Origin of the sequence: Paludisphaera rhizosphaerae (assembly GCF_011065895.1) — a bacterium.
Taxonomy (GTDB): domain Bacteria; phylum Planctomycetota; class Planctomycetia; order Isosphaerales; family Isosphaeraceae; genus Paludisphaera; species Paludisphaera rhizosphaerae.
On the sequence record NZ_JAALCR010000005.1, the window covers coordinates 181,335 to 194,541 of the forward strand.

11 protein-coding genes are annotated in these 13,207 nt (G+C 65.0%); 4 read left to right on the top strand and 7 right to left on the bottom strand.

All coding sequences use genetic code 11. The features are described 5' to 3' along the window. Positions 1–1,495: 1,495 nt before the first annotated feature. The 4 genes from G5C50_RS08375 to G5C50_RS08390 form a co-directional block, all read right to left on the bottom strand. Positions 1,496–1,678 carry a hypothetical protein gene (locus G5C50_RS08375; RefSeq protein WP_165067694.1) on the bottom strand — a complete coding sequence of 61 codons (183 nt, stop codon included), beginning with the start codon at positions 1,676–1,678 and terminating at the stop codon, positions 1,496–1,498. Positions 1,679–1,790: 112 nt separating this feature from the next. Further along, a complete protein-coding gene (locus G5C50_RS08380; protein ID WP_165067696.1) occupies positions 1,791–3,404 on the bottom strand; it encodes a hypothetical protein in 1,614 nt (537 codons plus the stop codon). A 420-nt stretch (positions 3,405–3,824) separates the two neighbouring features. Next, entirely contained in the window at positions 3,825–4,766 is a 942-nt protein-coding gene (locus G5C50_RS08385) for an alpha/beta hydrolase (RefSeq protein WP_165067698.1), read from the bottom strand. A gap of 137 nt (positions 4,767–4,903) precedes the next feature. Further along, complete coding sequence (locus G5C50_RS08390; protein ID WP_165067701.1) at positions 4,904–6,169, bottom strand: hemolysin family protein; 1,266 nt, start codon at positions 6,167–6,169, stop codon at positions 4,904–4,906. 210 nt (positions 6,170–6,379) lie between these two features. Between G5C50_RS08390 and G5C50_RS08395 the strand changes: the two genes are divergently transcribed. Further along, positions 6,380–6,892: a DUF4177 domain-containing protein gene (locus G5C50_RS08395; RefSeq protein WP_165067703.1), complete on the top strand. Its 513-nt coding sequence runs from the start codon at positions 6,380–6,382 to the stop codon at positions 6,890–6,892. A gap of 88 nt (positions 6,893–6,980) precedes the next feature. Here G5C50_RS08395 and G5C50_RS08400 read toward each other — a convergent pair whose 3' ends face one another. Both G5C50_RS08400 and G5C50_RS08405 read right to left on the bottom strand, forming a co-directional pair. Then, positions 6,981–8,012 (bottom strand): DUF1559 domain-containing protein, encoded by a 1,032-nt coding sequence (locus G5C50_RS08400; protein ID WP_165067705.1) that lies wholly within the window; start codon positions 8,010–8,012, stop codon positions 6,981–6,983. 115 nt (positions 8,013–8,127) lie between these two features. Further along, on the bottom strand, positions 8,128–8,454 hold the full coding sequence (locus tag G5C50_RS08405) for a hypothetical protein (protein ID WP_165067708.1): 327 nt from the start codon (positions 8,452–8,454) through the stop codon (positions 8,128–8,130). 282 nt (positions 8,455–8,736) lie between these two features. On the opposite strand from G5C50_RS08405, the gene G5C50_RS08410 reads away from it, so the two are divergent. From G5C50_RS08410 to G5C50_RS08420, 3 genes are read left to right on the top strand one after another with little or no spacing between them, the layout of a single operon-like run. After that, the gene (locus G5C50_RS08410) at positions 8,737–10,272 is read left to right on the top strand and encodes a YifB family Mg chelatase-like AAA ATPase (RefSeq protein ID WP_165067710.1); all 1,536 of its coding nucleotides are present in this window, start codon (positions 8,737–8,739) and stop codon (positions 10,270–10,272) included. A 24-nt stretch (positions 10,273–10,296) separates the two neighbouring features. After that, positions 10,297–10,926 carry a thermonuclease family protein gene (locus tag G5C50_RS08415; RefSeq protein ID WP_165067712.1) on the top strand — a complete coding sequence of 210 codons (630 nt, stop codon included), beginning with the start codon at positions 10,297–10,299 and terminating at the stop codon, positions 10,924–10,926. Positions 10,927–10,931: 5 nt separating this feature from the next. After that, the gene (locus G5C50_RS08420) at positions 10,932–11,906 is read left to right on the top strand and encodes a HEAT repeat domain-containing protein (protein ID WP_165067715.1); all 975 of its coding nucleotides are present in this window, start codon (positions 10,932–10,934) and stop codon (positions 11,904–11,906) included. 16 nt (positions 11,907–11,922) lie between these two features. On the opposite strand, the gene G5C50_RS08425 is transcribed toward G5C50_RS08420, so the two are convergent. Further along, entirely contained in the window at positions 11,923–13,161 is a 1,239-nt protein-coding gene (locus tag G5C50_RS08425) for a DUF4419 domain-containing protein (protein ID WP_165067717.1), read from the bottom strand. Positions 13,162–13,207 lie beyond the last annotated feature (46 nt).

Consider the following 13,207-nt stretch of genomic DNA (forward strand, 5'->3'; position numbering starts at 1 on the left):
ATCCAGACGGTCAGCGCTCTGGAGACGAGGCTCGGCGGGGCCGGTCACCATCTCCGAAGCCCGGCGGGTTCGCTTGGCTTCGATCGTCGCCCACCGCAGCCAAAGCGGCCGACGCAAGCTCCAACGGCAAAAGACCTTGAATCCGCCACCGCGACCCCTCGGGCGGCTTCGTTCGTCGCGTTCTTCTTGAAGACCTTGATCCCGTTCGCCCGTTTCCTCCGTCGATCGGCGGGCTCTCGCGACGGGCCAAAGGATCGAGCGGCGATCCCCGAACGAAGGTCGCGGACGCCTGGGTTCGATTGGGTTCCTTCGCTCCGTCGCGAGACCGAGACGATCGCCGCAACCTCTTGTCAAATCGAGCGTTCAAGCTTCAGAGACATCCTGCGAAATGGGTTCGATCGGCCGGATTTCGCCGAACGCGTGCCGCGGACGCCCCCGCTTGTCCGCGAACCAACCGTCGGATTGCCAATGAGCGCCTCTATCACTAACGTACTCACGGCATGGCCTACCGAGGCCGGAATCCGTGGGCCTCTTGCTCCGCCTCAAGGCAACGACTCCAGAAGTAAGGACCATGCCGTCTAAGCGGGGGTCGGAAGGCATCGCATACGCGAGGAACCCTGGGGGCTTCATCGTTCATGGCCGGGAACCATGACCTCACTCGGGAGGGAAAAGGAACTGACACTGACGGCCTCCTCGTGACACTGACGGCCTCCTCGGGAGGGAAAAGGAACTGACACCGACGGCCTCATAGGTGCGTTGGCCCTGCCTGTTCGCCAGCGGAAAAATGAACTGACACCGCCTGTCCCTGTGACACCGCCTGTCCCTAGCGGAAAAATGAACTGACACCGCCTGTCCCTCCTAGCGGAAAAATGAACTGACACCGCCTGTCCCTTGACACCGCCTGTCCCTCCTTGGGTTCGTCGCCCGTTTCCTTGCTGCTCATCGCCCGCCCTCCCCCCGCGCCGGCTTGCAGTAGAGCGAAGACCCAGGCCGTCCATGGCCGAGGTCCCACGCCGCTCATCTTAGGAGCGGTACTCAAGACTGCACCGCCTTCCTGGAGCCCTGCCGCTCATGGGCTACCTCGCAGGACTCGCAATACCAACGTTCCCGGCCGCGCACCACGCACATGAACTTCGTGGGCCCATCGCATGCGGGGCAGAGGCAGGCTGTTCGCGAGTCGTGCGGGGGTTTGTTCGCGTTTTGTTTTTTCAACGTCCCACCCCCGCCGTCAGACGGCAGCCGAGGGTGCGGCCGAACTCGCAGAGGCACGCCGAAGACCGGCAGCGGAATACGCTGCGTCGGTTGCCGCACTTGATGCATCTGGCGGGGTGTCCACATGCCGGACAGTGACAAGTTCTTGGTCTAAAATCGTGTTCACAACCTAGCGCTTGAACGCGGAGGCTGGGCATCGTAGGATGTCCTTGGATGATGGTCGAAGGATTTCCAAGGGCGGATCGGCTCGTCACAGCCGGCCGCCCTTTTCCACTTCAGATGCTCAGGAGGGTATCGCCTGACGTTCGGCCTGAGCCTTCCGATCGGCGATCTGTTCGCGCTCGATCGTCTCGGCGACGCGGAGAAGCTTGCCGAGCAACCGGGCTTGACGGAGATGGAAGCCCATACGCTCGCGGACGACGCGGGCCGGCGAGATCAGTTCCTGGGTGCTGCTGGTCTCGTTCATGGCTGCTGATCCCTCTCGCGTGTTCGCCTCCTCATCTGACTGCGAACATCTTAGACCCGGGCGCCGACAGGAATCCGACCAGATACCGACTAGAAACCGACAGGACGGTTTTTCAGTCGTGGAGTTCCCTGAAGACCCAGCCTCCGCGGTGCCCCAGGACGATCCTGCTCTCGATCCGGGCTAGCAGTCTCTTCGCACGGCGGATGTTCGCCTGGATCGCCTCCGACGTGGCTTTCGAGTCGCCGTGAACTTCCATGGCAACTTCCTCGAACGAGGCCTTGGACTTGTCGGCCATGAATTCCACCAGCTTCGCGACTTGCGGTGATCCCTGGCGTTGCATTGCAAGAACTACGGCCGCGTAATCAACCGATGCGAGGGGAGCTTTCACGACAGGTTCAGGCTTCGCCAGCTCGTCCATAATCCTCCGATGGAGGGCGACGACGGGCGTGACCATGCTGGTCAATAAATCGCCGCTGGGGCCCATCTCGGTCAACATCCCCCTGAGTTGCGACGGGGTCCTGGGAATCTCGAGATAATCGGCCGATAGGATCAGCGGAATTCTGGCCTGGTGGTCTTTGAAGTAACCGTCGACGATCTCGCTCAGGCCTTTGATCCTGCTGAGCTCTGGGCAATTCGCCTCGATCCTTTCGAAACTCACGAGAGGAACGTCACCCTTTACTATGGATCGCAGGCCGTACGCCATCAGATCGAGTGCGTGCTGTACTTCCGGCGATGCTAAGAGCTTCTTCCTGAGTGAGTAGGCTTCTTGCACGGGACGAATCCGACTCAGATAGGCGGTCAGTTCGTCGAGCATCCGCCTCAGGATTTCGCGATCTACGGGAAGGGGTTTCGCGGCAGGGACAGCCGGATCAAATGGTTCGTGGGGATCGTGATGGACTATCCGTTCCAGAGCCTTTCGAGCGTCCTGATTCAACTTGTCCGTCGCACTGATGACCTTCATGAACACGTCGTCGCCAGCTTCGAGGGCGGCTTTGCGTTCGTGCGGAGACTGCGGTAAATCGTCGTCGTAGAGATACTCGCGGGACGCGTCCAGCGTCGATACAGCTTGCTTAACGAGAGGTTCGACTTCGTCCAGCTCCCCATACGCCGAAACCAACACGTCGGCTGATGGGTAGAGCCCTGCAATCTCAGGATAGACTTCCGACCTTGGCCGATCGCCACGAATCGAATCCAGGTATTTGTAGGCTTCTCCGATCTCCTCCTGGGCACCGGGCATCCGAGACAACTGGAGGATTGTCATGCGAACGGCCCGGTATCGCTTGGCCGCGTCCGCATATCGGCCGGTCTCGTCGATGATTGCTTGAAGGGAGTCGCGATCTCTCGGCAGCGGTGGAATCGCCGAGATTTCGCCGATCGTAGAGACGATGAGGCTGATGGTCTTGCGCAGCTTGTCGACCAACGTCCTGAAGTGTCCGAGTTCCTTTTGACATGCCGCCGAGCAAACGGCCTCGGCTAGAAAGGCTGCGGTCGCCAGCAACGAATCCGCCCCGACGGCAACCTGTTCGTCCAGGCGGCCACCGGGCACGTTGTCGTGCACCCTATTCCAAACCAGCACGAAAGTATCCTTAGCGGCTCCGTATTCGCGCTCAGCGTCCCGCCCGGGATTCACGTCGGACAGCTTTGCCAACGCAGCCTCCATCGGCATCGCCGCCCTGGATAATCGCCTGAGCGCGGCCAGCAACCTGCCCCTCTCTACGTTGGTCATGACCGCGGTCTCTTGAGGCCTAGGGAAAGGGCGTGTGTCCCGTAGTGACGAAAGGGCCCCATCGGTGCCAGGGCCCCATCGGTGTCAGTTCTACCTTCCGGCACCTATCAGCCACAGCACAGGTCGGGGGGGCGGTCTCTGACGGAGGCAGCGACTCTAACGGACCGTGTCAACCGGAGGGATTGCTCCCCCCGGTTTCCGCTTAGCCAGACGTGCGTTCCTGCTGCTGGCTCGTCACGTCATGATCTCGCCATGGGTCGGCGCGCGGAATGGCTCGGGAGCGACCGCAGAAGCGGGCGACGCCACAGGAACCGGTTGCATCGATTTCCGGCGATACACCCCTCGTGACGGCCTTCGCCTTCCGAGAGGGAATCGCCTGCCACGGATACGGGCCAGGGCGACCGAGTTACCATGGCTCAATCAGGGGGTCTTCGGCTTCGCCTTCAGGTGCTCGTCGAACCAGTCGGCGAGGATCGCCTGGTCGTTGATGAGGTCCTTCCAGCCGTGAGACTCGCCTGGCTTGACGACGAGCTTGGCCTCGACGCCTTTCTCCTTCATCTTCGCGATGATGGTTTCGGCCTGCTGGATGGGGACGAGTTGATCGGCGTCGCCGTGCATGATGAGGGTCGGCGGGTCGTCGGGCGAGACGTGGGTGATGGGGCTGATCTGGTGGCCGAGGGTCTCGCGCATCCCCTCGTCGACGGGGCGGTAGATCTTGTCCTTGGCATCGAGCGCGTTGAAGTCGAACGGGGCCTTGAAGCCCTTGAGGACGCCTTCGCCGAGGGCCCTCTCGCCGGGCTTGCCGTAGTTGAAGAAGTCGGTCGGCGGGAAGTAGCAGGCGACGGCCTGCACCCGGCTGGAGTCGCGGTCGACGGGGTCCTTGGCGATCGGGTTCCCCAAACCTCCGGCCGTCCCCAGCATCAGCGAGAGATGCCCCCCCGCCGACGCCCCCGTCACGCCGATCCGGTTCGGGTCGATGCCGTAGTCGCCGGCATGATAGCGGATGTAACGCACGGCGCGGTTGACGTCGTCGACGGCTTCCGGGATCGTGAACTTCGGCTGGCTGCCGTGGACGACGGCAAAGACCGTGTAACCCCGCTTCAGGTATTCGGCGACGTACCCCGGGTTGATCGCCTCGTGGGCCGAGTACCAGCCGCCGCTGATCATCCAGACGATCGCCGCGCCGTTGGGTTTCTCCTTCGGCGTCAGGACGTCCATCGTCAGCGCCATGCCGTGCTTCCGCCCGTAGACCACGTCCTCCTTGCGCGTGTAGTTCGGCTCCTCGGCGACGACCGCCGCCGCGAACGGCCCGGCGCAGGTCAAGCAGCAGACGAAGGCCCAGGCGAGTTTCGTGCGGATCATCGGCGGTTCGCTCTCGATTGGGGAGGGATCGGAGTCAGAGTTCGTCCCAAGAGGGCCCAGGGAGAGGGGGACAGTCCCATTTTGCTTCGTGAACTTCGCAAAATTGGGACAGTCCCCGGCCCTCTTGGGACGAACTCTCAGAACAGGAACTCGAGTGGTCGGACGAGCACATGGTCGACGCGGTTCGCGTCCATGTCAACGACCTCGAAGCGCAGGCCCAGGTCTTCGAAGCCCTCGCCGACGCTGGGGATCCGGCCGAGCTTGGTGACGACCAGGCCGCCGAGAGTGTCGAATTCGCCCTGGGGCGGGTCGGAAAGCTGGAAGAGGTCGACGAACTCGTCGACGGGGAAACGGCCGTCGAGCAGCCAGGAACCGTCGGGACGCTGAACGGCGCGGGGGGCCTCGTCCTCGGCGGTCTCGACCATCGTCCCGAGCAGGGCGTCGCGGACGTCGGCCAGGGTGATGACGCCGACGACCGAGCCGTACTCGTCGAGCACCACCGCTGCGCCGGTGGGGGCCTTGCGGAGTGCGTCGAGGATCTGCGGCCCGCGCGTCCCTTCGTAGATGAAGTCGGGGAGGGTGAGAAGCCCCTTGAACCGCGTCGGCTGGCCCTCGGCGCCGCGGGCGAGGAGGTCCTTCATCTGCACCATGCCCAGCAGATTGTCGAGCGTCTCGTCGCAGACCGGGATGCTGGCGTGAGGACTGAGGGTGATCTTGCGGGCGATCTCCTCGGGCGTGTCGCGGACGTCCAGCCAGACGACGCGGTCGCGAGGCGTCATCAACGCCCGGGCTCGGCGGTCGCAGAACCGAAAGACGCGCTGGAAGATGACGTGCCGCGAGGGATCGAACGAGCCCGATTCGACCCCCTCGCGCATCAAGTCCTTGATCTTCTGTTCGGCTCCGGCGGCGCGTTCTGGAGCTCGCGCGCCGAGCCGCCGCGCCATTCCAGCCCCGGAGCGACGCAAAAACTTCGCGGCCGGGGCCAGGATCCGGGCGAAGAAGCCGACGGCCCGGGCAAGTTTTGAGGCGTACCACTCGGGCCGGCCCGCCGCGAAGGCTCGGGGGACGGCGTCGGTCAGGACCGTGGCCGCCGCGGCGATCGCCAGGGTGGCGAAGACGATCATCGGCCAGGCGAGTTGATCGTCTTCGCGTCCCAGGATCGCCCCCGCCAGGGCGGCGGCCGCCGTCGACGCGAACGTCGACGCCAGGCGAGTCGAGGCCCCGGCCCCGTCCGGATCCTTCGTCAGTTCCAGGGCCGCCCTCGCTCCCGAGTCCCCCTGCGCGGCGTGGTCGCGCAGCCGTCTCGGATTGGCCGAGGCCAGGGCGAACCCCAGAAGGGCGAACAGGCCGGCGACCGCGAGCAGAGCCAGGATCCCCAGGACGAGGGCCACTATCGATGTCATTCGGCGATCCAGGTCGATTCGGTTCGGCGGGTCATGTCGCGTTCCGGAGAGCGAGCGCGTCGGCGTCTTCCACTATCTTACCAGAACCGCTCTCCGCCGCCGACCCGTCGGGAGACGTGGAGCACCCAGTGGAACCGTCCGCCGGCGCGCGGTACGTTGAGCGCGTGCCGGGCCCGTCCCGGGCCCGTCGGGCCTGGAGGATCAAACACCATGCTCCACATCAGTTGCCCATCGTGCGGTGAACGCGGCAAGATCCCGGCCCACCTGGTCGGGGCGAAAATCAAATGCAAGAAGTGCGGCGCCGCCTTCCAGGTGCCCGGCGCGGATAAGGTCCCGGCCGCCGTCGGCGCGGGGGCCGCTGCGGCCGCGGCTTCGGCCTCGGCGCCGACCCAGACCTACGACGGGATCGCCGTCGACGGCCTGGACCCCGCCGCCTGGACGCTCGCGCCGGACCAATCGTCGATCGTCCCCGCCGCCGAGCACCACGAGCCGGCGCACGCCGCCGCCGTCGCCCCCGCGCCGTCGTCCGGCGGAACGAGGGAATACAAACTGCTGACGTCGCGCGACAAGATCTTCGAGGGGAAGTTCGACCTGACCCGCCTTGAAGACGCCATCAACCACTACGCCCGACAAGGCTGGACGGCGAAGTCCATGTGCCTGCCGCACATCAAGAACTTCCAGGGCTCCATGCAGGAGGAACTCATCGTCCTGCTGGAGCGATGAGGTTCTCAGGCGCAAAAAGAAAGCCTCGCCCACGCAAGAAGGTGGGCGAGGCTGAAGAGACTGCGATCTTCGTTCGGCGGGGCCGAAATCAATAGCTGTCAGCGCTGATGACTTCGCCCAGGCTGATCGAGCCCAGGGCGATCCACGTCGGAAGGCTGATGCTGTCCTTGATGAACCGGACGGAGGCGTCGGCCATGCAGACGTTCACGCCGCCCGAGTGGAACGAGCTGGCGGTGATGAAGTTCTCGGTGTAGCCCTGGGCGTTGCCGCCGGAGAGCATGCACGACTTGCCGTTGGGGGGCATGACGGTGTAGAACGCGCCGCCGCGGCCGGCGGTCTGGTTGACCCAGTATTCGCCCTTGTAATCCCACAAGGCGGCGTTAGACGCGTTGCAAGCGTTGAAGTCCTGCTGGAACCCGCCGTTGATCGTGGTCCCGGTCGAGAGCTGGTAGCAAAGGTTGCGTCCGGCGATGTTCGCACCGGCGCGACCCTTGATGGTCTCGCTGTAAGCGATCGTGTTGCTGGTGCCGTCGAGGATCGAGGCCAGGGTGATCGGATCGCCGTAGGGCTGCGAGCCACCCGTCTGCGGCGTGCCGTTGAGGTAACCGCCGAAGCCGTTCACCTTCGCACCCGGGTTGTTCTGGCGATTCGGCCCGGCGCACATCATGTAGTTGCCGACGCCGATCTGCCACACTCGGTTGTCGCCGGTGGTGTATGTGGTGTTGGCCGGGAAAGGATCTGAAGGGCACAGGTACCCGTTGACCTTGGTCGACCAGACCGTGGCGTTCATGGCGTCGGTCCCCGCGGGGCCGCCCCGGTCGTAGATCATGAAGTTGTAGGAGTTCGCGAGCGTCTGCTGTTCGATGAAAGGCAGGATCCGGACCTTGTCCGACGACATCGGCGGGGCGTAGGGCCGGAGGCCGATGAACGGCGCCGTATCGTTGGCCGAGATGTAATTATGGATCGCCAACCCGATCTGCTTCAGATTGTTGACGCACTGGCTGCGTCGGGCGGCTTCGCGGGCGGCCTGGACCGCCGGCAGGAGGAGGGCGATGAGGACGGCGATGATGGCGATCACCACCAGCAGTTCGATCAGGGTGAATCCGCGACGACTCTTCACAAATCAGCTCCTAACCAGGAAATACGGGGAATAAGAACGATTCCCGATCAATCGTCCGACGGCTGCTCTAGCATGCTCGGCCGGTGCGAACGGTAGGCAAGGCGTCCGACCTCTCTCAAGGCAAAAAGACCCGCTTCTTGGGCAAGGCGTCGGACTTGTTGTTCTGAGCCTTGACGCCCGCGACGGCCGGGTCGACGTCCTTGTTCGTGGCGAGCGGAGCGTCGCTGCTCTTCACTGCCTGCGATGTATCGGCAGGCGGGAACTTCTCCGGATCCTCAGCGGTGTTGTCGCAACCGCCGCTCAACGCGACTGCACTGGCGACCAGAAACCCGAGCGTCCAATGACGACGTGATGATCCCTTGGCGAACAACATCAGATGACCTTTCAAAGACGTGCGCACAATCGGCGTGCAACTCGCCAAGAGCGCCTCGTCAAAATCCAAACTCGCACGATTCGATGCAATGAATGCTGCTCAGAAGCGAAATCGCATTCTCGCTGATGATCTTGACTAATACTTCAGAGAGCGTCAATCGACTTGTATCCGTCCCGCCCTATCAATTCAACAGTCCAAACAGAAAAAACAGTTTCTCCCGGAATTCGCCCATGCTATCTCGATTCTTATCCACGCCTTCGAAACATCGCGTCATGGTCCTATACTGATAGGTGTACAGTTGGCCGAGCGGAGTCGCCGGCCGACCCGAGGCCGGAGGCGACCGCTGCTGCCATGCTCGCCAAGTTGTTCTCCTATACGCTTGTTGGGATCGACGCCTTCCCGGTCGAGGTGGAGGTCGACGCCGCCTTCACGAACATGCCGAAGACGATCCTCGTCGGTCTGGCCGAGGTGGCGGTTCGGGAGAGCACTCACCGGGTCGAGCGGGCGCTGGTCAATTCGGGATATCAGCGCCCTCAGGATCGGATCGTCATCAATCTCGCCCCGGCGGATTTGAAGAAGGACGCGGGGGGCTTCGACCTACCGATCGCGCTGGGGATGCTGGCGGCGAGCGGTCAGATCTCGCTGGATCGGCCGGGGAACTTCGCGGTGATCGGCGAGTTGGCCCTGACGGGCGAGACGCGGCCGATCAAAGGGGTCCTCTCGATGGTCCTCAAGGCCGCCGCCGAGGGTCGCGAGGGCGTGCTGGTCCCCCGGGCGAATGCGGCGGAGGCGGCGGTCGTTGAGGGGATCGACGTCTACCCCGTCGGCAGCCTGGCGGAGGCGGTCGGCTTCCTGTCGGGCCAGCTCGATATGGACCCCGAGTCGGTGGACCTCGACGAGGTCTTCTCCCGCTGTTCGCACATGGACGAGGACTTCGTCGACGTCAAGGGGCAGGACTACGCCAAGCGAGCCCTCCTGATCTCGGCGTCGGGCAATCATAATTGCCTGATGATCGGGCCGCCGGGAACGGGCAAGACGCTGCTCGCCCGGCGGCTGCCGACGATCCTGCCGCCGCTGACGCCGTCCGAAAGCCTGGAGACGACCCGCATCTACAGCGCCATGGGGAAGCTCGCGCCGGGCCAGGCGCTGATGGCGGTCCGGCCGTTCTGTACTCCCCACCACTCGGTGAGCGACGCCGGGCTCGTCGGCGGCGGCAACCCGCCGCAGCCGGGGCAGATCTCGATGGCCCACAAAGGGGTTTTGTTCCTCGACGAGATGCCGGAGTTCAACCGCAAGACGCTGGAAGTCCTCCGCCAACCTCTGGAAGAGGGCCGCGTGACCATCAGCCGGGCGATGAACTCGGCCATGTTCCCGGCCGACTTCATCCTGGTCGCGGCCATGAATCCATGTCCGTGCGGATATCGAAGCGACCCCCGCCGCGCCTGCTCCTGTTCGCCGCCACAGGTGGAGAAATACCTGGGGAGGATCTCCGGTCCGCTGCTCGACCGCATCGACCTGCACGTCGAGGTCCCCGCGGTGCCGTTCACTCAGCTCGCCGAGATGCCGCCGGGGGAGACCTCGGCCCAGATCCGCGAGAAGGTCCTGGAGGCCCGCGACCGCCAGGCGCATCGCTTCAAGGACGAGGGGACGCTGGTCAACGGCCGAATGACGCCCCGGCAGCTTCGCAAGCACTGCAAGCTGAAGGCCGAGGCGATGAGCATCCTCAAGGCAGCCATGGAGGAACTCGGCCTCTCCGCCCGCGCCCACGACAAGGTGCTGCGGGTCTCGCGGACGATCGCCGACCTGGAAGGGGCCGACGAGATCCAGCCTCAACACATTGCCGAGGCCGTCGGCTACCGTTCCCTCGACCGCAGCGTCTGGATGTGAACCGCGTCCCAGGGGGCACTCCCGATGTGGCCTGACGAGCCGACACCGTACCGATACCACCGGTCTTCGCGACGGCGGTGGTGGTTCCGGCTCCGGCTCCTCCTGGCGCTCGTCGCTCTGGCTTGCCTGGCCTATCGCGAGTGGTCTCGACCCGCCGCGCCGAGGAAGGGCCCCGACCATCGACCCGCTCTCGTCCGAGTGGAGGTCGACCCCCGCACCGTCTGGGTCGACGACGGCGACACGATCCGGATCAAGTGGGCGAACGCCCCCGCCGAACGCGTCCGCATTCTGGGGATCGACGCCCCTGAGGTCGCCAACGCCCGTTATCCGGACCACAAGGAGCAGGAGTACGGCGAGGAATCCAAGGCGTTCGCCCGCCGGACCATCCTGGGCGCCGGCCGGCTGGAACTTGTGCGAGCCGCAAGACCCGACCAGTACGGCCGGACGCTCGGATACCTTTTCGTGGACGGCCGGAACTTCTCGGTGCTCTCGGTGGAGAACCACATGGCCGAATCGACGGTCGACCGCTTCCGTGACGAGGGCTTCCCCGCCGAGGCCGCCAAGGTCCGCGCGGCGGCCCGCCGCGTCGGTCCGCCGCCGTTCGAGTCGCCCAAGGCGTTTCGCGACCGCACATCGGGCCGCAAGGCGGGGTGAACCGGATGGCGAAACGATCGACGTTCGACGACAAGCTGGCGGCGCTGCGGAAGCTCCGCGATCAGGACGGACCCAATCCGGGGGACGCCGCGAGCGTCCGCAAGGCGATCGGCGACCGCTCCAACTTCGTCGTCGCCGCCGCGGCCGACGTCGCCGGCGCATGGCGGCTCGCCGAGACCGCGCCCGACCTGGAGAAGGCCTTCGACCGCTTCATGGTCGATCCGGTCAAGGACGACAAGAACTGTCGCGCCAAGATCGCCGCCGTCCAGGCCCTGGAAAAGCTGGAGCACGAACGCGCGGAGGTCTTCGAGAAGGCCGCGCGGCACATCCAGCCCGAGCCCGTCTGGGGAGGGACCGAGGACACCGCCCCGCCGCTCCGTTCGGCCGCGATGGTCTCACTGACCCGGATCAACCCGACGGGCCTGTCCACCCTGCTCGTCGACGCGCTGGTCGACCCCGCCCGCGACGTCCGCTGCACGGCGGCGAGTTGCCTCGGCGCGATCGGCTCGGAGGCCGCCGCGCTGGCGCTTCGGCTCAAGGCCCACCTGGGCGACAAGGAGCCCGAGGTGGTCTCGGAAGTCCTCCGCGCCCTGCTGACGGTCTCGGCCGAGGAGTATCTGCCGTTCGTTCGGGGGTTCCTCAACTCCCCCGTCGAGGCATCCGCCGAGGCCGCCGCACTGGCGATGGGGAACGCGCGGCTCCCCCAGGCGCTCGGCCCCCTGCTGGAGCGGTTCCACGTCGGCGGCTCAACGCCGCTTCGCGAGACGATCCTGATCTCCGTCGCCATGCTGCGAGCCTCGGCCGCGCTCGACGCCCTGCTCGAACTCGCCGCCGACGACTTCGAGCCCACTGCCAAGGCCGCGCTCAACGCCCTGAAGATCCACAAGCACGACCCGAAGCTCGTCGACCGCCTGGCCGCATCGCTGAAGAATGCGAGCCGAGCCGTCCGCGAACAGTTCGCGCGGGACTTCAAGGCGTGAGCCGTCCGGCGTCCGGTTACTCGGCCTCGCGCACGGCCCAGCCGATCTCGGGGCGAAGGGCAAATGTCTCCGCATCCTGCGACACGCCCACGAAGCCGCCCAGAAACTCCATCGAGTATTCCCGGCCAAGACACTTCCACAAGAAGGGGGCTATGGACAGGCCGCCGGGAAGCTGGTCGAACGTCGGGCCGTCCACCCACTCGTCCCCATCATCCGCCTGGCCGGGAAGCTTGAGCACCCTCATGATCAGGTCATCGCCGTCAATCAGCTCCTCAAACGGTGCATCGGCACGCCCTGTCTCGGGGTTCGTGAGGTAGGGGAAGAAGGCGGTGATCCAACCCGTGACGTAAGGGCCGCCGCTCTCGGATTCGAGTTTGTAGATCGATCGCCAGAAGCGAGCGTCGACGTCGCCTCGCGAGGCCCGCACAAACTGCCCGAGGATGGGCTGCAGCAGCGCAATCCATCTCGCAAGGCCGAATTCCTCGAACGACTCGACCCGTTCGGCGAGGGCTTCCCAATCCGCCGTCGTCCCTTCCAGGGTGATCGTGGGAATGCCGCAGAAGGAATCAAAGCTGTACTGGAAATACGACTGCATCGCGGCGAGCAAGACGACCTCGGCGGCGGCCCGCTCGACCGGCCCCGTGGTCGAGAACGAGGGCGTGAACTGGTCGACGACGGGGCCGACGTGGTCTCGGATCGCCGTCGAGAAAGCACCGAAGACCTCGGGCCAGGGATTCTCCGGCGACCCCTTCACGAAGTCATCGCGTCGGACGACGATGCTGGCCCGGCCGTCGTGTTGGACGAATCGCCCGCGAAGTTCCTCAGGGTGGGCGTTGACGTGATTTGCGACCGCCTGGATCACCATCAGCCAGACGGCGTCCGGCCCAATCCTGAGCGGGCGGTGATCATGAAAGGCATAGTGAACGGCGGCGACGACCGGATGGAACGCCAGGTTGGCGACCAAACGGCCGTGATAACGCGCACAGGCTTCGACGGGCCTCGACGGAGGCGTCTGCGGGACGATCCGTTCGAACCACTTGGCAGTCCTTGATTCGACGACTTCCTCGACGACCGCCGCCTCCTCCTCCTCGGGGTCATCGTCCTCCAGATCATCCTCATCGTCCCAGTCGTCGTCCTCTGGAGGGACCGGCGTCAGCAGCGTCTCAACGGCCTGCTTGTACGGGACCTCAGGGAGCAACGTCCCGGCGGGCGCCACTGCAGACACCGGAAACGTGACGGACTCGGCGATCTTCATTAGGAGATACTCCGACTCGACAAGACCGAGATCGGCTCCTGGGAAG

Bases quoted from the DNA above. Each gene is read 5' to 3' on its own strand.
- G5C50_RS08395 (WP_165067703.1), top strand. From the start codon at position 6,380: ATGCTCCACATCAGTTGCCCATCGTGCGGTGAACGCGGCAAGATCCCG.
- G5C50_RS08425 (WP_165067717.1), bottom strand. From the start codon at position 13,161: ATGAAGATCGCCGAGTCCGTCACGTTTCCGGTGTCTGCAGTGGCGCCC.
- G5C50_RS08380 (WP_165067696.1), bottom strand. From the start codon at position 3,404: ATGACCAACGTAGAGAGGGGCAGGTTGCTGGCCGCGCTCAGGCGATTA.
- G5C50_RS08420 (WP_165067715.1), top strand. From the start codon at position 10,932: ATGGCGAAACGATCGACGTTCGACGACAAGCTGGCGGCGCTGCGGAAG.
- G5C50_RS08375 (WP_165067694.1), bottom strand. From the start codon at position 1,678: ATGAACGAGACCAGCAGCACCCAGGAACTGATCTCGCCGGCCCGCGTC.
- G5C50_RS08415 (WP_165067712.1), top strand. From the start codon at position 10,297: ATGTGGCCTGACGAGCCGACACCGTACCGATACCACCGGTCTTCGCGA.
- G5C50_RS08390 (WP_165067701.1), bottom strand. From the start codon at position 6,169: ATGACATCGATAGTGGCCCTCGTCCTGGGGATCCTGGCTCTGCTCGCG.
- G5C50_RS08385 (WP_165067698.1), bottom strand. From the start codon at position 4,766: ATGATCCGCACGAAACTCGCCTGGGCCTTCGTCTGCTGCTTGACCTGC.
- G5C50_RS08410 (WP_165067710.1), top strand. From the start codon at position 8,737: ATGCTCGCCAAGTTGTTCTCCTATACGCTTGTTGGGATCGACGCCTTC.